This window comes from Streptomyces sp. NPDC028635, assembly GCF_040637635.1.
Classification (GTDB): Bacteria; Actinomycetota; Actinomycetes; order Streptomycetales; family Streptomycetaceae; genus Streptomyces.
In genome coordinates this window covers 1-23260 of record NZ_JBEZWX010000003.1, presented here as the reverse complement: position 1 = coordinate 23260, position 23260 = coordinate 1, and the positions used below count along the sequence as shown (strand labels likewise).

At 71.5% G+C, this 23260-nt stretch carries 22 protein-coding genes and 6 pseudogenes; 17 read left to right on the top strand and 11 right to left on the bottom strand.

Going from position 1 to position 23260, the window contains the following annotated elements; genetic code table 11:
- Positions 1-7 precede the first annotated feature (7 nt).
- Entirely contained in the window at positions 8-1051 is a 1044-nt protein-coding gene (locus tag AB0E88_RS04220; protein ID WP_361623486.1) for a LacI family DNA-binding transcriptional regulator, read from the bottom strand.
- A gap of 222 nt (positions 1052-1273) precedes the next feature.
- On the opposite strand from AB0E88_RS04220, the gene AB0E88_RS04215 reads away from it, so the two are divergent.
- Positions 1274-1492: a hypothetical protein gene (locus AB0E88_RS04215; protein ID WP_361623483.1), complete on the top strand. Its 219-nt coding sequence runs from the start codon at positions 1274-1276 to the stop codon at positions 1490-1492.
- Between the two features lie 169 nt (positions 1493-1661).
- On the opposite strand, the pseudogene AB0E88_RS04210 reads toward AB0E88_RS04215, so the two are convergent.
- Both AB0E88_RS04210 and AB0E88_RS04205 read right to left on the bottom strand, forming a co-directional pair.
- Positions 1662-2235 (bottom strand): annotated as a pseudogene (locus tag AB0E88_RS04210) (dihydrofolate reductase family protein).
- Between the two features lie 998 nt (positions 2236-3233).
- Positions 3234-4115, bottom strand: coding sequence for an SDR family oxidoreductase (locus tag AB0E88_RS04205; protein ID WP_361623480.1), 882 nt, complete (start codon positions 4113-4115; stop codon positions 3234-3236).
- Between the two features lie 105 nt (positions 4116-4220).
- Here AB0E88_RS04205 and AB0E88_RS04200 point away from each other — a divergent pair, with 105 nt between their 5' ends.
- Together AB0E88_RS04200 and AB0E88_RS04195 are read left to right on the top strand one after the other, a co-directional pair.
- Positions 4221-4802 (top strand): helix-turn-helix domain-containing protein, encoded by a 582-nt coding sequence (locus AB0E88_RS04200; RefSeq protein WP_361623478.1) that lies wholly within the window; start codon positions 4221-4223, stop codon positions 4800-4802.
- A gap of 23 nt (positions 4803-4825) precedes the next feature.
- A pseudogene (locus tag AB0E88_RS04195) lies at positions 4826-4972 on the top strand (DUF4913 domain-containing protein); the annotation flags it as partial.
- A gap of 74 nt (positions 4973-5046) precedes the next feature.
- Here the strand turns inward: AB0E88_RS04195 and AB0E88_RS04190 are convergent.
- Positions 5047-6435: an MFS transporter gene (locus AB0E88_RS04190; protein WP_361623475.1), complete on the bottom strand. Its 1389-nt coding sequence runs from the start codon at positions 6433-6435 to the stop codon at positions 5047-5049.
- Between the two features lie 328 nt (positions 6436-6763).
- On the opposite strand from AB0E88_RS04190, the gene AB0E88_RS04185 reads away from it, so the two are divergent.
- The 11 genes from AB0E88_RS04185 to AB0E88_RS04135 are packed head-to-tail and all read left to right on the top strand — an operon-like array spanning position 6764 to position 16824.
- Positions 6764-8251, top strand: a complete 1488-nt coding sequence (locus AB0E88_RS04185) for an aldehyde dehydrogenase (protein WP_361623472.1) — start codon at positions 6764-6766, stop codon at positions 8249-8251.
- A 16-nt stretch (positions 8252-8267) separates the two neighbouring features.
- A complete protein-coding gene (locus AB0E88_RS04180) occupies positions 8268-9275 on the top strand; it encodes a VOC family protein (protein WP_361623469.1) in 1008 nt (335 codons plus the stop codon).
- Positions 9272-10072, top strand: a complete 801-nt coding sequence (locus AB0E88_RS04175) for an aspartate dehydrogenase domain-containing protein (protein ID WP_361623466.1) — start codon at positions 9272-9274, stop codon at positions 10070-10072. Before AB0E88_RS04180 ends, AB0E88_RS04175 begins: the two co-directional genes overlap by 4 nt.
- On the top strand, positions 10069-10860 hold the full coding sequence (locus AB0E88_RS04170) for an alpha/beta fold hydrolase (RefSeq protein ID WP_361623463.1): 792 nt from the start codon (positions 10069-10071) through the stop codon (positions 10858-10860). Before AB0E88_RS04175 ends, AB0E88_RS04170 begins: the two co-directional genes overlap by 4 nt.
- A gap of 6 nt (positions 10861-10866) precedes the next feature.
- The gene (locus AB0E88_RS04165) at positions 10867-11388 is read left to right on the top strand and encodes a cupin domain-containing protein (protein ID WP_361623460.1); all 522 of its coding nucleotides are present in this window, start codon (positions 10867-10869) and stop codon (positions 11386-11388) included.
- Positions 11381-12124 carry an SDR family oxidoreductase gene (locus AB0E88_RS04160; protein WP_361623457.1) on the top strand — a complete coding sequence of 248 codons (744 nt, stop codon included), beginning with the start codon at positions 11381-11383 and terminating at the stop codon, positions 12122-12124. The genes AB0E88_RS04165 and AB0E88_RS04160 overlap by 8 nt, the downstream gene beginning before the upstream one ends.
- 26 nt (positions 12125-12150) lie before the next feature.
- Positions 12151-12936, top strand: coding sequence for an SDR family oxidoreductase (locus tag AB0E88_RS04155; protein WP_361623454.1), 786 nt, complete (start codon positions 12151-12153; stop codon positions 12934-12936).
- Positions 12937-12969: 33 nt separating this feature from the next.
- Positions 12970-14595 carry a thiamine pyrophosphate-binding protein gene (locus AB0E88_RS04150; RefSeq protein WP_361623451.1) on the top strand — a complete coding sequence of 542 codons (1626 nt, stop codon included), beginning with the start codon at positions 12970-12972 and terminating at the stop codon, positions 14593-14595.
- Positions 14596-14607: 12 nt separating this feature from the next.
- Positions 14608-15555, top strand: a complete 948-nt coding sequence (locus AB0E88_RS04145) for a PDR/VanB family oxidoreductase (protein WP_361623448.1) — start codon at positions 14608-14610, stop codon at positions 15553-15555.
- A 32-nt stretch (positions 15556-15587) separates the two neighbouring features.
- The gene (locus AB0E88_RS04140) at positions 15588-15812 is read left to right on the top strand and encodes a recombinase-like helix-turn-helix domain-containing protein (protein WP_361623445.1); all 225 of its coding nucleotides are present in this window, start codon (positions 15588-15590) and stop codon (positions 15810-15812) included.
- Position 15813: 1 nt separating this feature from the next.
- The gene (locus AB0E88_RS04135; protein WP_361623442.1) at positions 15814-16824 is read left to right on the top strand and encodes an aromatic ring-hydroxylating dioxygenase subunit alpha; all 1011 of its coding nucleotides are present in this window, start codon (positions 15814-15816) and stop codon (positions 16822-16824) included.
- Between the two features lie 18 nt (positions 16825-16842).
- Here the strand turns inward: AB0E88_RS04135 and AB0E88_RS04130 are convergent, their stop codons facing one another.
- Both AB0E88_RS04130 and AB0E88_RS04125 read right to left on the bottom strand, forming a co-directional pair.
- Positions 16843-17388 (bottom strand): MarR family transcriptional regulator, encoded by a 546-nt coding sequence (locus AB0E88_RS04130; protein WP_361623439.1) that lies wholly within the window; start codon positions 17386-17388, stop codon positions 16843-16845.
- 138 nt (positions 17389-17526) lie between these two features.
- Positions 17527-17761 (bottom strand): annotated as a pseudogene (locus AB0E88_RS04125) (dipeptidase PepE); the annotation flags it as partial.
- 1 nt (position 17762) lies between these two features.
- On the opposite strand from AB0E88_RS04125, the pseudogene AB0E88_RS04120 reads away from it, so the two are divergent.
- Together AB0E88_RS04120 and AB0E88_RS04115 are read left to right on the top strand one after the other, a co-directional pair.
- Positions 17763-18015: pseudogene (locus AB0E88_RS04120) on the top strand (HNH endonuclease); the annotation flags it as partial.
- A 319-nt stretch (positions 18016-18334) separates the two neighbouring features.
- A pseudogene (locus AB0E88_RS04115) lies at positions 18335-18457 on the top strand (transposase); the annotation flags it as partial.
- Here the strand turns inward: AB0E88_RS04115 and AB0E88_RS04110 are convergent.
- From AB0E88_RS04110 to AB0E88_RS04095, 4 genes are all read right to left on the bottom strand, one after another.
- Positions 18455-19192, bottom strand: a complete 738-nt coding sequence (locus AB0E88_RS04110; RefSeq protein ID WP_361623436.1) for an alpha/beta hydrolase — start codon at positions 19190-19192, stop codon at positions 18455-18457. The pseudogene AB0E88_RS04115 and the gene AB0E88_RS04110 sit on opposite strands and share 3 nt — an antisense overlap.
- Before the next feature lie 887 nt (positions 19193-20079).
- A complete protein-coding gene (locus AB0E88_RS04105; protein WP_361623433.1) occupies positions 20080-20346 on the bottom strand; it encodes a hypothetical protein in 267 nt (88 codons plus the stop codon).
- A gap of 59 nt (positions 20347-20405) precedes the next feature.
- Positions 20406-20591 carry a hypothetical protein gene (locus tag AB0E88_RS04100; protein ID WP_361623430.1) on the bottom strand — a complete coding sequence of 62 codons (186 nt, stop codon included), beginning with the start codon at positions 20589-20591 and terminating at the stop codon, positions 20406-20408.
- Positions 20546-20935 carry a hypothetical protein gene (locus AB0E88_RS04095; RefSeq protein WP_361623427.1) on the bottom strand — a complete coding sequence of 130 codons (390 nt, stop codon included), beginning with the start codon at positions 20933-20935 and terminating at the stop codon, positions 20546-20548. The genes AB0E88_RS04100 and AB0E88_RS04095 overlap by 46 nt, the downstream gene beginning before the upstream one ends.
- A gap of 620 nt (positions 20936-21555) precedes the next feature.
- Here AB0E88_RS04095 and AB0E88_RS04090 point away from each other — a divergent pair.
- Positions 21556-22107: an EF-hand domain-containing protein gene (locus AB0E88_RS04090; RefSeq protein WP_361623424.1), complete on the top strand. Its 552-nt coding sequence runs from the start codon at positions 21556-21558 to the stop codon at positions 22105-22107.
- 150 nt (positions 22108-22257) lie between these two features.
- On the opposite strand, the pseudogene AB0E88_RS04085 reads toward AB0E88_RS04090, so the two are convergent.
- Positions 22258-22875: pseudogene (locus tag AB0E88_RS04085) on the bottom strand (DEAD/DEAH box helicase family protein); the annotation flags it as partial.
- Positions 22876-23260: the final 385 nt, after the last annotated feature.

The following is a 23260-nucleotide window of genomic DNA, read 5'->3' as shown; positions in this document are numbered from 1 at the left end:
ACGCCCGTCAGGCCGAGTCCCTCACGACCAGTTGCGGGTCGAAGACGACCGAGGCCGGTTCGGTGCGTTCGCCGCGGATGTGCGCGTCCAGGAGACGGGCCATTTCCTCGGCCATCCGCTCCACCGGCTGACGGACCGAGGTCAGCGGGGGGCGGCAGGCCGCGGCGACGCCGCTGTCGTCGAAGCCGATCACGGCGACGTCCTCGGGAATGCGCCTCCCGCGTTCCTGGAGCAGCCGGCACGCGCCCTGCGCCATGAGGTCGTTGGCCGCGAAGACGCCGTCGACGTCGGGGCAGCGGGCGAGCAGCGCCGCCATCGCCTCAGCTCCGCTGGCGAGGGTGAAACCCCCTTCGGCGAGGGGCGCGTCCGTCACGCCGGACTCGGCCAAGGCCTCCTGGAAGCCCGCCAGCCGCTCACGGCTCGCGGGCACGTCCAGCGGCCCGGTGACCGTGGCCGGCCTGCGGCAGCCACGCGCCAGCAGATGCCGCGCCGCAAGGCGGCCGCCGGCCCGGTGATCGAGGTCGACGCAGCTCAATGGGACCAGCCGTGCCGGGCGGGCGAACAGCACGGCGGGCAGGCGCGCCCCCGCCAGCTGGGCGGGCAGCGGGTCGTCGGGATGCGTCGAGACGACGAGCGCACCGTCGGCCCGGCCCTGGCGCAGATAGGTCAGCACTTCCTGCCGGTCCTCCGGCGACTCCGCGAACATCAGCACCGGATGCATGGACCGCGGCCGCAGGAACCCGACGACGCCGCCGACGACCCGGCCGAAGAAGGGGTCCGTGAAGACCCGGGAGGCGAAGGCGTTGCGGGAGTCTTCGTCCGCGACGTCCCCCACCCCCGAGACGACGAGGGCGACCGTCTCGGCGCGCCGGATCACCAGTGACCGGGCGGCCCTGTTGGGGGCGTAACCGGTGAGTTCGATCGCCCGGTGCACCAGCTCCTGAATCGCCGGATCGACGTTGCGCACGCCGTTCACGACCCGTGACACCGTCGCCCGCGACACCCCGGCCTCGCGTGCGACGTCCTCCAGGGTCGGTGTCCGCCTGCTCATGACGGCACCCTAACGGCCCGCCGAAAACAGCGCCTAGAGCGCGCGGGCGACGCGGCGGCGGTTGTTCCGGGGGCTTGGTCATGCGGCTGTCGGCTGCAACGACTGTCGGTAGTGGTCGTTGCCGGTCGCCGTTGAGCGGCCTCGGACGGCCGGGGGACGGCCCAGCGGGCAGCACGGGATAACGCGTTGACCTGGCCATGGGGGCTGGGGTGTGATCACCCCATGGGTCCTGGCGACAGCGAGACGGAGGCAGGGGTCGCCGACGACATGATCGTCGCCGGGCGCATCATCCTCGGCCTGATGGAGCTACGTGAGCATCGCGAATGCTCTCTGCGTGAAGCCCTCGACGCCTACGTCGCCCGCTACGAGGTGCTGCGACGGGAACGTCCAGCCGACTTCACCAGGAGTCACGAGGAGTACTGGGCGAACTTCTACTCATGACCCATTCGAAGCGATCTTGAACACCGTCGTGGCGGCGATGTCACTGTGGGGTCAGTCCCACCGCCTCCGCGTTAAGAGTTGAGAACAGCGAGAGCGGCCCTTGACCTCGTATTTGGTCGTGCCGCCCCGGCCGAGCAGCCGCGTCAGTCCGTACCTGTCGGCGATGAGTTCAGCGACGGACGCGGTAGCGGATGTGAGTGGCCTCCGGCGTGTCGATCACCCGGATGATCTCCAACTCGATCGGCGACGCCAAGACGTCGAACAGGCGACGGCCATCGCCGAGCAGCACCGGGATCTGATGAATCTGCACCTCGTCCAGCACTCCGGCCTCAAGCGCCCGTTGCGCCGTGTACGCGCCACGCACCTGCACGTCCTTGTTTCCGGAGGCGGCCTTGGCCTGTGTCATCGCGCTTTCGATCCCGTTGGTCACCGAGGTCACCAACGGATAGCCCCAGCGAGCGGCGGGGCCGGGCGGGCGGTGACTGGGCACGAAGATCGGGAGACCACCGTGATCACCGCCCCAGTGATCCATGAGCTCGGCAGTGCGTCGTCCCACGAGCACTGCACCGGCTGTGTTCCATTCGTCCTGGAATCGCGCGGCCGGCCCGGACGGCGGGCCGGACTCGGCCTCCAGGCCTGCCCACTTGTGCAGTCGATTCGCCATCCTCGCCGCCTGGAAAATCGTTCGGATCGGCGATATCTCCGTCGAGTGACATCGACATGTCGAGCACTGATGCGGACACTTCGACCTCCTGTCGTTTCGATCCAGACTGGCTCAACTGTGCTGTAGGCCCGGCATGGCGGCATTACTCATCGGGCATCGCGGCGGCAACGGCTCGCATGAGCCTGCTTGCCTGGCGGGCAGCGTGTTCAGGCCCGGTTTCCCGAGCTGGTGGACGCGGCCCCGGCTCTGTCTGAGGGTTTGATCTTCGATGGTGAGCTGGTCGTGTGGGCGGGGGAGGGGATGCGGTTCTAGGCGTTGCAGGGGCGCGTGGCCGTCGGCCCCGGAGCGTGCCCCACAGCTCGCGCAGGAGTCGCCCGCGCGCCTGATCGTGTCCGGCGCCTTGCAGGTCGGCGGTGAGGAGCTGCTGCACGTTCCGCATGCCGAGCGCCGCCGCCTGGAGCAGTTCTTCACCGACCGTGATCTGCGCGCTGCTTGGATGTTGTGCCCGGAGGCGGGCGACCCGGCGGCGGCGCAGGAATGGCTCATGTCCTGGACGCAGGTCCGCGGCGTGGAAGGGCTGATCATCCGGGGGAGGGAGCAGCGGTATCTGCGTGGCGCCGCTTCTTGTACAAGGTGCGCCGCTGGGACTGTACCGAAGCGGTCGTCGGTGCAGTCACCGGAAGCCCGGGCGAGGCGGGGACGCTCATCCTGGGCCGCTACGACGATGCCGGCAGGCTTCGCCGGTGGGGCGAGCACGCCGTTGCGCCCGGACGCTGCGCGCGAGCTGGCCGGGCGCCTGCGGCCGGCGGGGCCGGGGCACGTGTGGGAGGGCGTGCGCTTCACGACGTCCTCGAGGTCGAGGACGGAGCTGGAGGTGGTCCTGGTCGTGCCGGGCCTGGTCGCTGCGCCGCGTTCGAGGGCGAGGCCCCGGCGCAGCCGCGCCCCGGCATTCCCCGGCAACCACACCCCCGCACGTCGTCCCCCAGGCCGAGACCGTCATCGGGATTGGCTACGGGGGCTACGCGCGGTCGCCGCCGAGTTTGCACGGCACGCGGGACTGAGGGAGTTGGCCGTGCCTCAGGGCTGGATCTTCTCCAGGTCTTCCAGGAGGCTCGGTCGGGTCGGCTGCCAGCCGAGGGCCGCGCGGGTGTGTGCGCTGCTCGCCGGCTGGTCGGCCGCGAAGATCGGTCCGAGCGTGCCGAAGCTCTCCTCCGGCACGGACTGCGAGGGGATGCCGAGGCGCCGCCCGATGACCGCGGTGATGTCCCGTACGGCGTCGCCCTCGTCGGCGACGGCGTGCCAGGCGGTGCCGGCCGGGGCCTTCTCCAGGGCGAGCCGGAACAGCACGGCGGCGTCGAGCGCGTGCACGGCGGGCCAGCGCTGGGTGCCGTCACCCGGGTAGCCGGCCACGCCCGTGCTACGGGCGATCTGAGTGAGGAGCCCGGCGAACCCGCCGTCGCCCTCGTTGTGCACGGTGCGCGGCAGCCGGACCGCCGAGCTGCGCACGCCGCGCGAGGCCAGGCCGAGGGCGCGCTCCACCGAGACGCTGCGCCCGCCGACCGGCCCGTCCGTGGGCAGCGGGTCCTCCTCGGTGGCGGGGCGTCCCTGTGCAAGGGGCGTGCCGGAGACGGTGACGAGCGGCTTGCCCCTACCCACGAGGGCGTCACCGAGCGCGCCGAGCGCGGCGCCTTCCTCGGAGACGGCCTGTGCGAGCGCCTCCGGTGAGCTGAAGTCGTTGCTGAAGGCGAGGTGGACGACGCCGTCCGCCTTCTCCGCCTCGCCGCGCAGCACGTCGAGGTCGGTGAGTCCGCCGCGGACCACGTCGGCGCCGGCCGCCCGGGCCTTCTCGGCGGAGGCGTCGGAGCGGGCCAGGGCGGTGACCGTGTGTCCAGCGGAGAGCAGTTCGGCGACGACGGCGGAGCCGATCAGGCCCGTGCCGCCGGTGATGAAGACGCGCATGGCGGACTCCAGGGTGCGAGGGGACAAGTGATGCGACAGATGTCGCATCACTCGCCACGCTACACCCGATGATGCGACACGTGTCGCATCACTTAGAGTGGTCGTATGCCGAGATGGAAGCCGGACGCCCGGCAACGCCTGGTCGTGGCGGCGCTGAGCCTGTTCGCGGAACAGGGCTACGACGACACGACGGTCGCCCAGATCGCCGAGCGCGCGGGCCTCACCCGCAGCACCTTCCACCGGCACTTCACCGACAAGCGGGAGATCCTCTCGGCTGGGCAGAAGACCCTCAGTCGCCTCCTGGTCGAAGGCATCACCGACGCCCCCGCGGACGCGTCGCCGATCGCCGCCGTCGCTGCGGGCCTGGAGCGCGCCTCGGGGGAGATGACCTCGTTCAACCGTGAGCTCAGTCCGCTCCTGCACGCGGCGATCGAGGCGAACGAGGAGCTACAGGAGCGCAACGCGCTCAAGATCATAGGCATGGCCGCCGCGATGGTGGGCGCCCTGAAGCAGCGCGACGTCCCCGAGGCGACCGCCCAAGTCGCGGCCGAACTCGGCGTCCTGGCCTTCAAGCTGGGCTTCACCCGCTGGGCCGACCCGGCACGGGACGACGCCCCCGGTGAACTGGCGACGCTGACACTGGCGGCGCTCGAGGAACTCCTCGCGGCGGCACAGCGCCTCGACTAGACCTCCGCCAAGCCGGGGCCGACGCCCGCTGGTGCCACCTGTGGTGTGAACACCCCGTCGCTGTCGCCCGCCTGCACGCCTGCTGGCTGGCCTGGCAGGAACGCACGGCCCCTGAGCACCGGCCAGAGTGTGTCTCTTTGAATGGTTGTCACAACTGCGGCGGCTGCTGACCTGCGTGAGCCCCGGCGTCGTACACGCCGGGGCTCACGCAGGTCGGACCGTCAGGCCGGGAGTGCCGCAGGTGTCACGGCGACACCTCCTCCAGGCGCCGCCCCGCGGTCTCCTCCGCGCCCGCACCGGCGACGACGGCGCCGACCAGGGAGACGGCGCCCAGGGTCAGGAAGACCGTCCCGATGTGACCGCCCGCGTAGACGGCGCCCACGGCGATCGGGCCGAGGATCACGCCGAGCCGGTTCAGGGCGCCGCCCACGCTGCTGCCCAAGGCCCGCATCCGGGTCGGGAACAGCTCGGGTGTGTACAGGTAGAGGCTGATGTTGGAGCCGAAGAAGAACACCGCGGCGAGGGACGTCCACACCAGAACCTGCACCGGTGTACCGGCTCCCAGGTAGGCGAGCACGCACAGCACGGCGGCCGAACCGGCGAGGCAGCCGGTGATCACGCGGCGCCGGCCCAGGCGGTCGACGGTGAGCGCGGCGACCAGGCAGCCGGCCAGGCCCGCGACGGAGGTGACCGTGGAGTACAGCAGGGCGTCGGACAGGGACAGGCCGAAGCGGTTCTTGTAGATGGTCGGCAGCCATGAGGTGATGCCGTAGTTCACGAAGTACCCGGCGAACCACAGGACGCCGACGACCAGGGTGCGGCGGCGGTAACGGCCGGTGAACAGACCCCGAAGCCCCGACAAGCGCTCGCTCCCGTCGGCCGCCGCGGGGGCCGGGGGCCGGTCGGGCACGGCCGGCAGCGGCGAGCCGGTCCCCTTCTCGACGGCGGCCTCGATCCTCGTCATCACGGCCGCGGCCTCCTCGGTGCGGCCCCGATCGGCGAGCCAGCGCGGTGACTCGGGTACGACGCGGTGCACGACGTAGGCGAGAAGGCCGGGGAGCGCCGCGAGGCCGTACATCCACCGCCAGCCCAGCAGCGGCACCACCCAGGCCGCGACCAGCGCGCCCAGTGTCAGTCCCGCGGGGAAGACCAGCTCGTAGAGCAGGACGAAGCGGCCGCGCCGGTGGCTGCGGGTGATCTCGGCGATGAAGGTGGCGGCCACCGGCACCTCCCCGCCGATCGCGAGGCCTTGCACGAACCGCAGTGCCATGAACACATCGGGGGAGGGGGACAGGGCGAGCGCCAGGTTGGCGAGGCTGGAGACGGCCACGCACAGCGCGATCACCCGAACCCGGCCGATCCGGTCGGCGACCCGCCCGGAGACCAGGGCGCCGACCAGCATCCCGATCGAACCCACCGTGAGCAGCAACGTGGCGGCCGAGGTGGTCAGGTGCCAGTCGGAGCGCAGCTCCGGCAGGGCGTAGGCGATGAGGAGCTGGTCGAAGGCCTCGAAGAAGGTGACGGCGCCGACGACGAGCCGCACGGTGACGTGCCAGCGGGAGAGAGGAAGCCGTTCGAAGCGGGCGGCGATGGAGGCTCTGAGCGAACTGTCGGGTACTGCTTCGGTCGTCATGCGGAACTCCGCTGGTCACGGGGGCAGGGGGACGACAAGCGCGGATGGGGAGCGGATGGGGAGGAGAAGGGGTGTCCGGCCGGCGACGCGGGCCAGTGTCGCAGAGCGCACCGGAGCCGCACCAGGGCCGACCGCAACATCAGATAAGCGCCAAGCTTCTAAGCGCTTAAGTTGTATCTCCCGACGCCCGGACGTCGTCAAGGGCTGGAGCAGCGATTTAACCGCCGAATCCATCAGCCTCACCCTCTTGCGTCCCAGATATTTAAGCCCTTAGATTTCTAGCGCTTACTCAAGTAGCCCCCCCGACCCTGCGTTCAGGAGGCCCCGTATGCTCCGAACTCCCCCGGACGAGGCACTCGTTGCGGGCCGGTGGCGGCGCGGCGGCGGCGCCCCGACCCGGACCCTCGACCCCGCGACCGGCTCCCCGCTCGCCACCGTGCACGCCGTCACCCCGGACGAGGTGGCCGAGGCGGCCCGCGCCGCCGCCGAGGCCGCCGCCGACCCCCGCTGGCGCGATCTGCTGCCGCACCTGCGGGCCCGCTTCCTGCACCGTGTCGCCACACTGATCGAGGAGCACGCCGAGCACCTCGCCGCCCTGCAGACCGCCGACACCGGCAAGGCCCTCACCGAGACCCGAGCCCTGGTGGCCAGCGCGGCCGCCACGTTCCGCTACACGGCCGCCGCGCTGGAGACCGCCGAGGACGCCCTCACACCCTCCCGCGGCGCCTACGTCACGATGAGCGTGCACGAACCCCTCGGCGTCGTCGGCGCGATCAACCCCTGGAACTCCCCGGTCGCCAGCGACGCCCAGAAACTCGCCCCGGCACTCGCCGCCGGCAACGCGGTCCTGCTCAAGCCCGCCGAATGGACCCCGCTGGTCTCCCTCGCCCTGGGGCGCCTGATCACCACGGCCCTGGAGGAGCACCGACTGCCCCCGGCCCTGCTGTCGGTGCTGCCCGGACCCGGCCGCGTCGTCGGCGACGCGATCGTGCGCGACGAGCGGGTCGGCAAGGTCGTCTTCACCGGCGGCACCTCCACCGGGCGCGCACTGGCCCGGGCCGCCGCCGACAAACTCATGCCGCTCTCCCTGGAGCTCGGCGGCAAGTCGCCCACGATCGTCCTGCCCGACGCCGACGTCGAGCAGGCCCTGGCCGGGGTCATGTACGGGGTGTTCTCCTCCAGCGGCCAGTCCTGCATCGCCGGATCCCGCCTGTTCGTCGCCCGTCCGCTCTACGACGACTTCCTCGGCGCCCTGGTCGAACGCGTCCGCAAGCTGCGCGTCGGCCCCGGCACCCACCCCGACACCCAGGTCGCCCCCCTGGTGCACCACAAGCACCGGGACAGCGTCGCCGCCTATGTCGACCTCGCCCGCCAGGAAGGCGCCCGCGTGCTGTGCGGCGGCGCCGCCCCCGAGGGCCCCGAGTACGACTCGGGCGCCTACTACCTGCCCACCGTCCTCGACGGCCTGCCCAACGACACCCGCACCTGCCAGGAGGAGATCTTCGGCCCGGTCCTGGTCGCCCTGCCCTACGACGACGAGGACGACCTCGTCCAGCAGGCCAACGACTCCGTCTACGGCCTCGCCTGCGGCATCTGGACCCGCGACCACCGCGCCGCCTGGCGGATCGCCCGCCGGATCGAGGCGGGCACAGTCTGGATCAACACCTACAAGCAGTTCAGCATCTCCACGCCCTTCGGCGGCATGAAGGACAGCGGCCTCGGCCGCGAGAAGGGGCGCGACGGCATCCGCGCCTACCAGCGCCAGAAGTCCCTGTACTGGGGCACCTCCACCACGCCGCTGCCCTGGGCCGGCTGACCCCACCGGAGTACCCATGTCCCACCCCACCGCCCCGCCCGGACCCCCCGTCGCCCGCCTGCGCGCCCTGCGCTCCGTCGAACTGCACACCCCGCACTTCAGCGAGGCCACCGACTTCTACGAGGAGGCCTGGGGCCTGGAGGTCGTCGAGGCCGGCCACAGCGCGAGCTGGCTGCGAGGTACCGGCGAGGAACACCACTCCCTGAAGCTGACCCGCGCCGACCGCGTCGGCCTCGGCACGCTCTCCTTCGCCGTCGCCACCCCCGCCGAGATCGACGAGGCGGCCCGCCGGCTGGAGCGTCACGGCATCCGCGCCCTCACCGGGCCCGGCCCGCTCGACCAGGTCGGCGGCGGCTACGGCCTGCGCTTCCACGACCACGAGGGCCGCCTGATCGAACTGTCCGCCGACACCTGGGCGGTCCCGCCGCGGGGCCAGGACTCCGCCGTGCCCGTCGGTGTCACCCACGTCGTCCTCAACACCCCCGACATCGACGCCTCCGTCGCGTTCTACCGCGACGTGCTCGGCCTGCGCGTCTCGGACTGGTCCGAGCACCAGATGGCCTTCCTGCGCTGCAACGCCGACCACCACTGCGTCGCCTTCAACCAGGCGCCCTGGGTTTCCCTCAACCACGTGGCGTACGAGATGCGTTCACTGGACCACTTCATGCGCGGCATCGGGCGCCTGCGCCACCATGGCGTCACCCCCCAATGGGGCCCCGGGCGGCACGGCCCCGGCAACAACACCTTCTCCTACTTCACCGACCCCACGGGCCTGGTGTGCGAGTACACCTCCGAGGTCGCCCAAGTCGTCGAGGACCGCTGGATCTGCAAGGTGTGGCGGCGCGTCCCGGAGCTGTCCGACCTGTGGGGGACCGCCGGACCGCCCTCGAAGCTGATCCGCGCCCACATGGCCGGCACCCCGGACGGCAGCCCCGTCGTGCCGCCGGTCGACGCCACCGCGGACGGCAGCCTGTTCACGGCGTCGGCCGACGCCGAGCCCGCCCCGCAAGGAGCCTGCGCATGAACCCCACCCCGCTCAAGGTCGGCCTGGTCGGCTGGGGCGCCATCGGCCGCGTCGTCGGCACCGCCCTCGCCGCCGGTGACGTCCCCGGAGCGACCCTCGCCTGCGTCGTCGACAACCGCCCGCTCGGCGGCGCCGTCCCCGCCGCACAAGTGCCCTTCGAGGACGCCGTAGACCGCTGCGACCTGATCGTGGAGGCCGCCGGTCAGGGTGTCGTCCGGGCCTGGGGCGAGCGGGTTCTCGCCTCCGGCACCGATCTGCTGATCGCCTCCACCGGCGCCCTCACCGACGAGGACCTCGCCAAGCGGCTCCTCGCCGCCGGACCGGGCCGTGTCTACTTCACCGGCGGTGCGGTCGGCGGCCTCGACCTACTCCAGGCCGTCCGCGCCTTCGGGCCGCTCGACGAGGTCCGGCTGACCACCACCAAACTCCCCGCCACCCTCGAACAGGCGTGGATGGACGAGGCATTGCTGCACCGGCTGCGTACCGCGACCGGCCCCATCGAGGTCCTCAGCGGCACCGCGCGGGACATCCCCGTGAAGTTCCCCCGTTCGACGAACGTCGCCGCCTCCGTGGCGCTCGCAGTCGGCGACCTGGACGCCGTACAGGTCCGTGTCGTCGCCGACCCGGCCGCCGTACGCACCCGGCACGTCATCGAGGCGTCCGGCCCGCACGGCGCGTACCGGTTCGAGGCCGCCCACACGCCCGACGCGGACAACCCGGCCACCAGCAGGGTCGTGCCGTACGCGGTGCTGCGCTCCCTCGGTGCGATCGCCGGGCGCCCGGGGCAGATCCTGTGACCGCCGCCGACGTGCACGTGGAGGAGGCCGGCGCGAACGGACCGCTGCTGCTGTGCCTGCACGGCATCGGGTCCTCCTCCGCTTCCTTCGCTCACCAACTCGCCGCATTCGGCGACGAGTTCCGGGTCGTGGCCTGGGACGCTCCCGGCTACGGCCGCTCACCCGACCCGGACGGTCCGCTCGACCTCGACGGCTACGCGGACGCGGCGGCCGCGGTGATCCGCGGCCGCGGCGGCGACGCCCATGTGCTCGGCGTCTCCTGGGGCGGCGTCATCGCCCTGCGGCTCGCCCTGCGCCACCCGGACCTCGTCGCCTCCCTGATCGTCGCCGACTCCAGCCCCGGCTCCGGCACCGACCCGGACAAGGCCGCCGCCATGCGGGCCCGCGTGCCGGAACTGGACAGGCTCGGTCCGCGCGCGTTCGCCGAACAGCGCGGTCCCCGCCTGGTCTCCGCCGAGGCACCCCCACGGCTGGTCCAGCGGGTCGTCGACACCATGGCCGACGCGGTCCGCCTGCCCGGCTACGCGTACGCCGCCGAGACCATGGCCTGCGCCGACCTGCGCGCCGACCTGCCGCGCATCACCGCACCGACCCTCGTGCTGTGCGGTGACAAGGACCGGGTCACCGGCCCGGTCGCCGCCCAGGCCCTGGCCGGTGGCCTGCCCAGAAGTGCCGGTGTGGTCGTCAAGGACGCCGGCCACCTGGCCCACCAGGAACAGCCCGAGCACTTCAACGCCTGGGTCCTGGCCCATCTGCACATCGTCACCAACCCCCGCACGAAAGGCTGACCCGCCATGCCACTGACCACCACCGAGTACGACAACGGCGGCGACCTCGCCCAGTACACCGACGCGCTGATTGCGAGCCGCGACTCCCGCGAGCCCGACTGGGGCACCCTGTCCTTCCAGGAGAAGGCCGGACCGCAGTACCGCCGCGCCCAGATCCGCTACATCGGCTCCGGCGCCACCGGCAATCACGAGAACGACAACAGGATCATCCCCTCCGGCGGCTTCACCTTCTCCAACATGCTGCTGCCGCCCGGCGCCGAGGGCCCGGCCCACACCCACCACGACGTGGAGGAAGCCTTCTTCGTCCTGGAGGGGCAGGTCCGCGTCGGTATCCACCGCGGCCCCGACGAGGTCGAGTACCGCACCCTCGGCTACCGCGACATGATCGTCGTCCCGGCCGGCGTCACCCGCTCGCTGAAGAACGAGGGCGACACCGACGCGCTGTTCTGCGTGATCATCGGCACCCGTAAGCCGCAGGTGCCGACCTACCCCGAGTACTCACCGCTGTACGGCGTCACCCGTGACTGACGTGCCGCGCACGGTCGTCGTGACCGGGGCGGGCCGTGGCCTGGGAGAGGCCATGGCCCGCCGGGCCGGCACCGACGGCCACCGGGTCGTCGTCGCCGAACTGAACGCCGAATGGGGCCAGCGCACCGCTGCCGCGATCCGAGCCGCGGGCGGCGCGGCACACTACGTGCACTGCGACGTGGCGGACCCCGCCTCGGTCGAGCAACTGGTCCAAGAGATACGCAAGTTCGGTCCCGTATGGGGACTGGTCAACAACGCGGCCCTCGCCAACGGCGTCGGCGGCAAGGAGTTCCAGAACATCGACATCGAGACCTGGGACCGTCTGATGACCGTGAACGTGCGTGGCCCCTGGCTCGTCACCAAGGCACTGCACCCGCTGCTCGCCCGGCCCGGACGTATCGTCAACATCGCCTCCGACGCCGCCCTGTACGGCTCGCCGCGCCTCGCGCACTACGTCGCCTCCAAGGGGGCAGTGCTGGCCCTCACCCGCTCGATGGCCCGCGAACTCGGCGAGCAGGGCATCACCGTCAACGCGGTCGCGCCCGGCCTGACCGAGTGCGAGGCCACCGAGACGGTCCCCATCGAACGGCACGCCCTGTACGCCGGCCACCGCGCGATCTCCCGCCCGCAGCAGCCGGACGACCTCGTCGGAGTCGTCTCCTTCCTGCTCGGCGAGGAGTCCCGCTACCTCACCGGACAGGTGATCGCCGTCAACGGCGGCTTCACCATGCACTGATCCCCCCTTAAGAACCGGAGAACCTCATGGATCTGGGTCTCGCCGACCGGGCCGTCCTGGTCACCGGCGGCAGCTCGGGCGTCGGCCTGGCCACGGTCCGCGCGCTGCTCGGCGAAGGCGCACACGTCGCCACGTGCGGCCGTGACGCCGACCGACTCGCCCAGGCCGCCGCCCGCCTCGGCGCCGGCGACCGGCTGCTGACCGGTGCGTGCGACGTACGCGACGCCGGTGCCACGGCCGCGTTCACCGAGCGGGCCGCCGCACACTTCGGCCGGCTCGACGCACTGGTCAACAACGCGGGCCAGTCCCGTATGAAGCGGCTCGATGACACCACCTCCGCCGACTGGCGCGACGAACTGGAGCTGAAGTTCGCGGGTGTCCTGAACCCGCTGGCCGCCGCACGCCCCCACCTGCGCGCCTCGGACGCGGCAAGCGTCGTCAACGTCAACGCGGTCCTCGCCAAGCAGCCCGAGACCCGCCTGATCACCACCAGCGCGGCCCGGGCCGGCATCCTCAACCTCTCCAAGTCACTCGCCACCGAACTCGCCCCCGAGGGCATCCGGGTCAACTCCGTCTGCCTCGGCCTGATCGACACCGGCCAGTGGACCCGCCGGCACACCGCCGCGGACACCGGCCTGTCCTACGAGGACTGGCAGGCCGAACTCGCCGCCGACCGGGGTGTCGCCCTGGGCCGCCTCGGCCGCGCCGAAGAGGTCGCCTACGCGATCGTGGCCCTGCTGTCGCCGCGCGCCTCCTATATCACCGGAACCGCCATCGACGTCTGCGGCGGGATCAGCCGCGGCGTCTTCTGAAGCCACTGGTCACAGAGGCACTGAGAGGCACGCATGACGTACCGCACCGGAGGCGACCTCCTCGTCGCCGTCCTGAAGGAACTCGGCATCGACACGGTCTTCGGCATCGTGTCCGTGCACAACCTCCCCCTCGTCGAGGCCGTCGACCGCGAGCTGCGCTTCGTGCCCGTGCGGCACGAAGCCACCGCCGTCAGCGCCGCCGACGGCTACGGCCGCGCCCGCGGCGGCCTCGGCTGCGCCCTCACCTCCACCGGCACCGGCGCCGGCAACGCGGCGGGCTCCCTCATCGAGGCGCTCGCCGCCGGCACCTCCGTGCTGCACGTCACCGGGCAGATCGAGAGCCGGTACCTCGGCTGCGGACGCGGCTTCATCCACGAGACCAAGGACCAGCTCGGCATGCTCCGCGCGGTCTCCTCGTACGCCGCGACCGTCCCGGACACCGAGAGCGCGGGCAGCCTGCTGCGCGAGGCCGCCGCCGCGGCCCTGACCGCGCCCGGGGGACCGGCCAGCCTCGAGTGGCCCATCGATCTGCAGTACGCCGCCCAGCAGGACGACACCGACGGGGCACCCAGCGCCCGCGTACCGGTTCCCGACCCGGGCGAACTCGCCGCCGCTCGCGAGCTGCTGGCGGCCGCCCGCCGCCCGCTGATCTGGGCCGGAGGCGGCGCCACCCGCGCCCGGCAGGCCCTGCACGACCTGCTCACCGAGACCGGCGCCGGCCTGATCACCTCCAACTCCGGCCGGGGCACGGTCCCCGAGGACCACCCGCACGTGATCGGCAACTTCGCCACCACCCCCGCCGTCCGCGCCCTGCTCGGCGACGCCGACGTCCTGGTCAGCGTCGGCACCCACTTCCGCTCCAACGAGACCGCCGACTACACGCTGAGTCTGCCCGGGGCACACCTCCAGATCGACATCGACGCCGCCGCCCTCGGCCGCGTCCACCCGGCCACGCACTGCCTGCACGGCGACGCCGCCCAAGTCCTGCCGGAGCTGACCACGGCGGCCGTCCCCGCCGAACCGGGCTGGAGCGCCCGCGTCACCGCCGTACGCGACGAGGTGCGTGCCGCCCAGCGCGACGCCGTCGGCCCGCAGGCGGCGATCTGTGACGCGCTCGCCGCGGCCCTGCCGCCCGGCGCGGTCGTCGCCCGCGACGTCACCATCCCCTCCTCCACCTGGGGCAACAGGCTGCTGCCGATGCACGACCCGCGCGGCAACGTCTTCCCGCGCGGCGGCGGCATCGGCCAGGGCCTCGGCATGGGCATCGGCGCCGCCCTCGCCCGCCCCGAGGAGCCCACCGTGGTCATCGCGGGCGACGGCGGGCTCGCCGTTCACCTCGGCGAACTCCTCACCCTCGCCCAGGAGCGGCCCCGCCTGCTGCTGCTCGTCTTCAACGACGGCGGCTACGGCGTCCTGCGCAACACGCAGGACCGCTACAGCGAACGCCGCAGCGGCGTCGACCTGTTCACCCCCGACTTCGAACAGCTCGCCGCCGCCTGCGCCCTGCCGTACGCGCGCATCGCCGCCGAGGCCGACGCCGACCCGGTGATCCGCGACGCGCTCGCCTCTCACGGGCCGGTTCTGGTCGAGGTGGACCTCGCCGCGCTCGGCCCGATGAAGACCCCGTTCACCCCACCCGTGAAGATCCCCACCGCGTAGGGAGGCCGCCCCATGAGCGTCACCGAAGAGCAGCAGCTCGAACTCCTCGTGCGCCGCATGACCTGGGAGGCGGACGGCGTCCTGTCCGTCGAACTCGTCGACCCCGCCGGCAAGCCCCTGCCGGGCTGGACCCCGGGCGCCCACATCGACCTGCACGTCGCCGGACACGTGCGGCAGTACTCGCTGTGCGGCGACCCGGAAGACCTCGGCGTGTACCGGGTCGGCGTCCTCAACGAGGCTTCCTCGCGCGGCGGTTCCCGCCACGTGCACACCCGGCTGCGCCCCGGCGAGCGGATCCGGGCCGCAGGACCCCGCAACCACTTCGCGCTGGAGCCGGCCGCGTCGTACGTCTTCATCGCGGGCGGCATCGGCATCACCCCGATCCTCGCCATGGCCCGCCGGGCCGAACGCGACGGCATCCCGTACCGGCTGGTGCACGGCGGACGCTCCCGCGCCTCCATGGCCTTCGGCGGGGAACTCGACGCCCTCACCGGTGGCCGGGTCACCCTCGTCCCGCAGGACGAGCAGGGCCACATCGACCTGGAGGCCGCCCTCGCCGGTCTGCCCGGAGACGCGCTCGTCTACGTGTGCGGCCCCGAGCCGCTGCTGACCGCCGTACAGGAGCGCTGCCCGCGAGAGCAATTGCGCCTCGAGCGGTTCGCCGCGCCGGCCGTGGAACGCACCGGCGACGACAGCGCCTTCGAGGTCGAGTGCCGCCGGTCGGGACTGACCGTCACCGTCGGCGCGGACACTTCCGTGCTGGACGCCGTGGAGGCGGCGGGCGTGGCCGTCCCCTCCTCCTGCCGCGACGGCATCTGCGGTACCTGCGAGACCCGCGTCCTCGCCGGCACCCCCGAGCACCGCGACCTCCTGCTGTCCGAGGCGGAGCACTCCGCGAGCGCCACCATGATGATCTGCGTCTCGCGCTGCGCCTCCGACCGGCTCGTCCTCGACCTGTGAACCCCCCGACCGTGACTTTCTGAAGGGCCCCGATGACCACCGACCGGCCATTCCTCGACCCCCACCAGTCCCGCGCCCACGAGCCCACCCCCTACGAGCTGAAGCTCGCCCGCACCCTCGAAGAGATCTTCACCAACGACGGCCACGAACTCGCCGACGTGGTCGCCGGCCTCAACGCCCGGCAGGTGCGCACGCCCGACGGCACGCCCTGGACCGAGGACACCTTCCGCGCCGAGATGCACCGCCTGGGAGCCTGAGATGACCCTGACCACCGACGTCACCGCCGACCACGTCTACGCCCACGGCCTGCGCAACCAGTGGCACCCCGTCGTCCCCTCGCACTTCGTCGCGCCCGGCGGCATGCGCAAGGTCACCGCCCTCGGCGAGAACTGGCTGCTCTTCCGCAGGACCGACGGCACCCTGTCCCTGCTCACCGACCGGTGCCCGCACCGCGGCGCGCCGCTCTCCCTCGGCAAGCACCTCGGCGACCGGGTCGCCTGCTGGTACCACGGTGTGGAGGTAGGCGGTGACGGCACCGTGACGTCGGTGCCCGGACTGCCCGGCTGCAACCTGGAGGGCAAGAGGCTCGTCACCTCCCTGCCGGTGCGCGAGGTCGGCGGCGCGATCCTCGCCTACTTCGGCGACGAGCAGCACCCCGAGCCGGTCGACCTCACGCTGCCGGAACCGCTGACCGATCCGGAGACCGCCTCGTTCCTGTGCTACGCCGAGTGGAACGTGCCGTGGCGGTTCGCCATGGAGAACCTCCTCGACCCGATGCACGGAGCCTTCCTGCACCACGAGTCGCACACCATGTACGACGGCGACACCCGGGCCCGCTTCCGCATCCGGGAGACCGAACGCGGCTACTTCTTCGAGAAGACCGACCAGCGGGGCGTCAACTTCGACTGGGTGGAGCTGTGCCGCACCGGGGTCGACTGGGTCGACCTGTCCATTCCGTACCCGCCCTCGGCCGGCCCCGGCGGCGCCTTCGGGATCGTCGGCATGGCCTGCCCGGTGGACGCCGGGCGCACGGGCGTCTTCTTCTGGCGCTACCGCAAGGTCTCCGGCTGGCAGCGCGACACCTGGCGCTTCCTGTACCGCACGCTCATCGAGGAACGGCACTGGCAGGTGCTGGAGCAGGACCGAGTGATGCTGGAGGCCATACCGGCCGACGCCGACCAGCGTGAGAACCTCTACCAGCACGACCTGGGCGTGGTCCGGCTGCGCCGGCTGTTCCGGCAGCAGGCGGAGCAGCAGGCGGCGCGCTGAGAGGAGGCGCGGCGCCTCTCAGGCCGGTGGTGCGTCCTCCCCGGACTCCGCCGCGTGCACGATGGACCGCTCCAGCTTGGACAGCAGCCGGGCGAGCTGGCGCCGCTCCGCCGGGGACACCTCGGCGAGCATGCGCCGCTCGTTGTCCAGGTGTTCGGCGAACACCTCGTCCACCTTGGCGAGACCGGCGTCGGTGAGCCGGGAGTACACCACGCGGCGGTCGTCGGCGTCGCGCTCGCGCACGATCAGGCCGTCCTTCTCCAGCCGGTCGATGCGCAGCGTGACGCCGGCCGAGGAGATCAGCCCCGAGTCGGCGAGCTGCCCCGCGGTGAGCCGGTACGGTTTCCCGGCCCGCCGCAGCGCGGTCAGGACGTCGAAGCCGGCCACGCCGAGCCCGTGCCGCTCTATGGCGGACGTCAGCCCGGTCTGGTAGCGCAGGAAGGTGCGGTGCAGCCGGGCCAGCACCTCCAGCGGGGAGGTGTCCAGCTCCGGACGCTCCCGGGCCCAGTCGTCGATGATCGCCGCGACGGCGTCCCGCTGGACCGCAGCCTTCTTCCCCGCCATGTAGCGCCCCTCCTGACCTCACCGCACACACGGACCCGCCCCTACTGTCCGGCCTGTACGGACCCGCCTCCACGGACCGGCCAGTACGGACCTGCACAGAAATCTTAGCCCTGAAATATATGCGGCGGCAGCCAGGGCCTAAGCGGGAGCGCCGAACCGCCCCGGCACGGTGAGCAGCTCCGAGACGTCCGCGCCGACCGGGACCTCCCGCGCGACCGCACCGCGCGCGAAGAGCCGCGCGTCCCGCTCGCCCCCGATCGTGGCGCGCGCCGGCCACGCGCAGCCAGGAGCCCTCCCGCAGGCCGAGCACCGGCACGCCGTTCTCTCCCAGGAACTCCGTCAGCCGCTCCTCGCGGGTCTCGCCCTTGTGCGTCAAGCACTGGGTGGATGCCGACAAGGACGGTTACAACACCCGCGCCGAGGTCCTCAAGGCCGAGGCCGTCATCGCCCCCCGAGGGCCCGCGCTGCACGCTGACCGGAGGGGAGTGGTACTTCCCGGTACGACGACCGGTACATCGACGGCCCCCGCGGCCTGGACATCGACCACCTGGTCCCGCTCGCGGAGGCCTGGGACTCCGGCACCGGTCGAAGGCGGACCAGGACCCCAGCACCTGGCTGCCGCCGGCTACCGCTGCCGGTACGAGTCCTGAAGTTCCGGTCAGGGGATATCCATGGGCAGGCAACGATCGTGCACGTCGTCTTTCTCACCACCGGACCAGCAGGCGGTGCACCGGCCTTCGCCGATGTCATGGCCCGCCTGCCTGTTCCCCGGCATCGCGGATGCCCTCGCACCAGGCCGGACATGGTCCTGGCGGACGAGGCCGATTCCTCCCGCGCGATCTGCGGCCACCTGCGCAAGGGTGCCATCCGGGCGTGATCCCGGCTCCAGCAGATCAGCGGGCCGCCGGCTGCGACGCGGCAGCCGGGGCGGCAGGCGCCGGCCTTCGACCGCGAGGCCTACAAGCAGCGCAGCACCGTCGAGCGGTGCTTCAACCGCCTGAAGCAGTGGCGCGGCATTGCCACCCGCTGCGAGAAGACGGCCAGGATCTACCTGGCGGGACTCCCCCTAGTCCTCGTGGAAGAGGCTCTCGCCCTCGCCCGCGGCCGCACGCACCAGTACGTCGGTCAGTTCGGTCGGGGTGGAGAGCATCGGCCAGTGACCGGTGGCCAGTTCGAAGAAGGTCACCCCGGGTTCGGCCAGCTTGGCGAACCTGGGGTCGCCCGTGACGTACAGGGCACGGACGACTTCCAGGCTCAGGCGGCTGCCCGCCAGGCAGAAGACGCCTGTGGTCGGCGCCTTCAGCCACGCGCCCGTCAGTGTGATCGGGTCGGTGACAGTGCGCAGGGGATGCGGCTTCGCCAGGCGTCGGTAACGCTCCCACTCGGTGTCCGGCACGCCGTGCGTCGCGTCGATCCCGCCCGGCACCGGGAGGAGCCCGCCGTCGGCCAGGTCCAGCAGGTGCGGCATCTGGGTCACCACCGACTCACCGGACTCGGGAGCCCCCGTGTCCACGAACACCAGCCGCGCGACCTTCTCGGGCACACGGTCGGCGGCACCGACCGCCGGGAAGGCGGCGTAGCTGTGCGCCACCAGCACGACGTCCTGTTCCTGCGCACGGAGCAGCTCGGTCAGGGCATCCACGTGATCGGCCAGCCCGATCTCGGTGGCGTCCTCGTCGGCCTCCCCCAGGCCGGGCAGGGTCACCGCTGTCGCCCGGTGCCCCCGCGCGGACAGCTCCGCAGACACGGCATCCCACGCCCAGCTACCCATCCACAATCCCGGCACCAGCAAAAACGTCGCCATGGTCGGCTCCTTCACTCGGTTCTGTGACCAGCCCGGACGGTAGGTTCTCCTCTTAGGGGAGATTCAACTCCTGCGGGCGTCACCGTCGGCGGGGGCCGGCAGCCGCTTCCGCGCCAACCACACCCGGGGCCACAGTGCCGGACCCGACGACATCGCCTTCGCCGACAGCCGCGCCACCCACGGCAACTTCGGAGCCTGGGCCCAGCTGACCGCCCACGCCCGCACCGCACTGGCCGCGCCCGCGTTGACCCGGAGCTACTGCGCTGGGCCTTCAGCCGCCTCGCCTGACCACGCCGCCCATGCCCCCGCCCCGCCGCTGCCGCCCGTCATGGTGGTTCTCGACCGCACGACGACGTGCTGCATCCGCACACCGCCCCCGCCCACCATCCGCCGTCCGCAGGCGTGCCTCGGCGCTGGAAGGAACGGGTCGGGTGCGCAACGCGCGCTTCAATCCCTCCTCGATCTGCTTTACGTCCGTCTCTCCAAGCGACCAGCTGGCGGGGCCAGCACCGCAGCCCGTAGCGTCAGTTCTGCGCCCAGCGGCCAGCTGTGGCTCGTGGGACGTTTCGCCGCCGGGTGTTCCTGCTGCGCGCGCCGTGCGGGGGAGACGCTGCAGCCTCCTGATCAGGTGTGGTCGGTGGGGCGCAGGTGGAGGTGTGGCTGCAGGTTGAGGTAGAGGCCGGCGGTGGCGCGGGCGGGGGTGGTCGGCAGGGGGGAGATGGCTTGGGCCTGGTGGGCGAGGCGCTCTGTACGAGGCGATGCGGGCGCCGGCGAGCCGGATGCGGCACAACCGGGGCCAGCGGCAGGCTGAGCGTCGGCCAGTGCCCCGCAGGCCGATCGTGGAGGAGCGGTGTAGTGGCGCCGCGGCTCAGCGAAGCCGGGTGCGATCAGCTGTGGGCGTCAGACGCGGAGTGCCACGCCTTCATGCCCGCTCGGGACGCCTCCTTGGCCTGCTGCCACTTCATGGCCGCCTGCTGGGACGGGGGCACGTCCATGTCGCGGATCAGACGCCGGCCCGCTGCGAATACGGCGGAGGCCGCGAGGGCCATGCCAGCGCCCGCCACCACGGCACCGGCCGCAGTGAGCACGGCACCGGCTGTGATGAGCCGAGTGTTGATCTCGATCGTCCGCTGGGACTGATGGCGATGGTTCATGACTCCACCATCCAACGGGGAGAACTACATCGCACCCCGGACAATGGGCCAGAGTACCGCTACCCGGCTCCGAAGGCGCGCCGGACAGCGATGCGATGGGTGCAGCCACGCTCCTGCTCCGCGGCCAGAGCCTGCTCGGTGATGGCGATGGCCTCGGCCAGGACGGCCTCCTCACGGTCATGCCGACAAGGCCCCTCCCTCAGTTCCTTGATCGTGGCCTGGGCCTGCTCCAGCTGCTCACGCAACGCGCGATCGTCCCCTGGTCCACCCGTCGCTCACGACGCTCAGCAGCGAGCTGCCCGGTCAGCTCACCGATCCTGGCCTGCGCTGCGCCCAGATCCGCAGCCCTCTCCTCCTCTCGCCGCTCCACCTCACTTTCCAGCCGCGCAACGTCGCGCGCGTGCTGCTCCGCCTCGCTCTTCCAGCGGGCTACCTCGCGCGCGTGCTGCTCCTCCTGCTGTGTGAGGCGTGCGCGCAGATCCTCTATCACCCGCTGCGCTTCGTTGGCGTGGCCCTCCGCGGCCGCCGTCCGGTCGGCAACCTGGTAGGCGGCGTGCTGCACCTCATCGACCGTGGCCAGCGCCTCCATGTACAGCTGCTGGGTCCGCTCACGCACCTCGTCGCTGACCCTCGCACGCATCCAGGACGCGCTTGACGAAGTCCCGCTTGGACATCTGCGCGACGTCCTTGGAGCTGCCCTGGGCGTTCAGCCCCCGAGACAGCCATGTCCGGCTTTTGCCCACCCTTGCGGCGGCGTCCGTCATCGCCCCATCCCTCGTGGCCTGTTGCCCTCCCAGGCAACGCCTTGGTCCTTCAGCGCAACGACACTGCCAGGACCAAAGAACGGCTGTCAGCACAACGGCATGGTGATCACGTCTCACCGCCCGTACCCCATGCGCGAGCGCGTCCGCCGTGCCGTTCGTGACCGCTGATACCGACTGACGGGCCCGCAGCCCATCAAGCTCGTCCCGCACCTCCGCCAGCCGCCTGGCCATCCGTTGCGAGTTCATCCAGCTCGGCCCGCCGCGAGGTGATCCGTTCCGACAGCTCGGATCCAGCGACTCCGCTTAGCCGACCGCAGTACTTCACGCGGCAGCCACAGCAAGACGATCACCGGATCGGGTGTCATGCGCGCAAATGGGCCGGCCTTGCACGCGATCAGTCCCATGCTGGAGAAGCCCGCAAGACAAGATCATGAAAGGTCGGCTCATGACCACCACGGTGCAGGACATCATCACCATCAAGCTCGAGCGCAATTTCGATGCCATGGACGCCAACCACAACGGCTACCTGGAGTGGGCGGATTACCAGAAGCTCGGCGACCGCTACCTCCAGGCCTACGGCTTCAGCAAAGACGACCGGCGGGCCAGGGCCATCCAGAGCTTCTGCCAGATCTACTGGCTGGAACTGCTGCGTCACGCGGGCGTGGACGGCGACCGACTCACGAAGGATGAGTTCGTCACAGCCAACCGTCTCGCAGTTATCGACACCAGTCGGCTCAACATCACCGACGGCGGCGGCCACGCGATCTTCGACGTCATCGACGTCGACGGCGACAACGAGATCAGCAAGGACGAGTTCGCCCGCTTCCTGAGGGACGTCTGGAAGAGCGACGCACCCGATGCCATGGATGTGTTCTCCATGATCGACATCGACGGCGACGGCGCGATCTCACGCCAGGAGTTCATCCGGACGGTGCGTGAGTATTTCCTCTCCAACGACCCGGACGCTCCCGGCAGCCTCTTCTTCGGGCGCGTCTGACCCACCACCTTCCCGGCGTTCACCTGGGGCGGCCGGGGCTATGCCGGCCGCCCCAGGTGTTGGTGCCAGCGGGCGACATGCCGCCGCGTGAGCGCCACAAGCCACCGCCTGCCACCCGTTCTCGCGTTGGTGTCAGCTTGTGCTGGCGGAGTCCTCGTCCATGCTGGCCGCCAGCCGCGACGCACCCCCGCCGTCGGACTCCCACACGCGCGCCGTCGCCGTCATGTACAACCGCCGCACCGCAGGAATCTGCTGCTGGTCATGCACCGCCGCCCACGGCTTCCCCGCATCCCCACTTGTACGGTGCGCCTCATCAACGAGCATGAGGGCCCACACCGGCAGACCGCCGGCATGCGCCCGCTGGAGAAGGCCCAGCCCCACCGAGGCATACGTCGCGAACACCGTGACGACGTCCACGCCCCGTGTCCACTCGACCAGTTCGTCGGGATCGGTGGTGCACGGCACCCCGTGACTCTCCTCAGCACGCAATGAGCACACACCGACCATCGCCCCACGCCGACCCGCCCGCCGCCACGCGCCGGCCATCTGCGTCAGCAGGTCCAGCGTCGGCACCAGGACCAGCACCCGGCGGGCAGACAGCCGGCGCGCCGACTCCACACCGATCAGCGTCTTCCCCGAGCCCGTCGCCGAGATCACCTGCGCCCGCAGCCCCTCAGGCGGCATGTGCCCACCGGGCGGCGTGCCGAGAACCCTCAACACGCCGTCCACTGCCTCAACCTGATGCGGACGCAATTCCATGACACTCATTCCCACTGCTCACCTCTCCAGGCACACCACCGGAAAAACCGCACCGGCTACGAAAGCCGGGATCTTCCCCGGCAAGGCTCGAGCCGGGGGAGGGACACCCAGTCATTATCCCAGAACTAAGCACCATCCGAAAATGACGCACCAAGCTGCCATCCCATCGGCACGTGCGAGTCAAAGGAGCGACCAGCCGACAAGGTGACAAGCCGTCAACCCCCAGACACCCAGCCTTCCCGCCAGCCCTGACGCGTGCGGAGCGCGCGTCAGGTTCTGTACCGGACTGCGGAGCAGTCCAGTACAGAACCCGCCCGGCTGTGCCGGGCCAACGGGACCACGGAGTGGGCCCGTTCGACGGGACGGAGTCCCGTCGCATCCCGCGCGGAGCGCG

Bases quoted from the DNA above. Each gene is read 5' to 3' on its own strand.
- AB0E88_RS04135 (WP_361623442.1), top strand. From the start codon at position 15,814: ATGACCCTGACCACCGACGTCACCGCCGACCACGTCTACGCCCACGGC.
- AB0E88_RS04145 (WP_361623448.1), top strand. From the start codon at position 14,608: ATGAGCGTCACCGAAGAGCAGCAGCTCGAACTCCTCGTGCGCCGCATG.
- AB0E88_RS04140 (WP_361623445.1), top strand. From the start codon at position 15,588: ATGACCACCGACCGGCCATTCCTCGACCCCCACCAGTCCCGCGCCCAC.
- AB0E88_RS04215 (WP_361623483.1), top strand. From the start codon at position 1,274: ATGGGTCCTGGCGACAGCGAGACGGAGGCAGGGGTCGCCGACGACATG.
- AB0E88_RS04205 (WP_361623480.1), bottom strand. From the start codon at position 4,115: ATGCGCGTCTTCATCACCGGCGGCACGGGCCTGATCGGCTCCGCCGTC.
- AB0E88_RS04220 (WP_361623486.1), bottom strand. From the start codon at position 1,051: ATGAGCAGGCGGACACCGACCCTGGAGGACGTCGCACGCGAGGCCGGG.
- AB0E88_RS04175 (WP_361623466.1), top strand. From the start codon at position 9,272: ATGAACCCCACCCCGCTCAAGGTCGGCCTGGTCGGCTGGGGCGCCATC.
- AB0E88_RS04150 (WP_361623451.1), top strand. From the start codon at position 12,970: ATGACGTACCGCACCGGAGGCGACCTCCTCGTCGCCGTCCTGAAGGAA.
- AB0E88_RS04155 (WP_361623454.1), top strand. From the start codon at position 12,151: ATGGATCTGGGTCTCGCCGACCGGGCCGTCCTGGTCACCGGCGGCAGC.
- AB0E88_RS04180 (WP_361623469.1), top strand. From the start codon at position 8,268: ATGTCCCACCCCACCGCCCCGCCCGGACCCCCCGTCGCCCGCCTGCGC.
- AB0E88_RS04110 (WP_361623436.1), bottom strand. From the start codon at position 19,192: ATGGCGACGTTTTTGCTGGTGCCGGGATTGTGGATGGGTAGCTGGGCG.
- AB0E88_RS04200 (WP_361623478.1), top strand. From the start codon at position 4,221: ATGCCGAGATGGAAGCCGGACGCCCGGCAACGCCTGGTCGTGGCGGCG.
- AB0E88_RS04105 (WP_361623433.1), bottom strand. From the start codon at position 20,346: ATGAACCATCGCCATCAGTCCCAGCGGACGATCGAGATCAACACTCGG.
- AB0E88_RS04130 (WP_361623439.1), bottom strand. From the start codon at position 17,388: ATGGCGGGGAAGAAGGCTGCGGTCCAGCGGGACGCCGTCGCGGCGATC.
- AB0E88_RS04165 (WP_361623460.1), top strand. From the start codon at position 10,867: ATGCCACTGACCACCACCGAGTACGACAACGGCGGCGACCTCGCCCAG.
- AB0E88_RS04090 (WP_361623424.1), top strand. From the start codon at position 21,556: ATGACCACCACGGTGCAGGACATCATCACCATCAAGCTCGAGCGCAAT.
- AB0E88_RS04190 (WP_361623475.1), bottom strand. From the start codon at position 6,435: ATGACGACCGAAGCAGTACCCGACAGTTCGCTCAGAGCCTCCATCGCC.
- AB0E88_RS04185 (WP_361623472.1), top strand. From the start codon at position 6,764: ATGCTCCGAACTCCCCCGGACGAGGCACTCGTTGCGGGCCGGTGGCGG.
- AB0E88_RS04095 (WP_361623427.1), bottom strand. From the start codon at position 20,935: ATGGAGGCGCTGGCCACGGTCGATGAGGTGCAGCACGCCGCCTACCAG.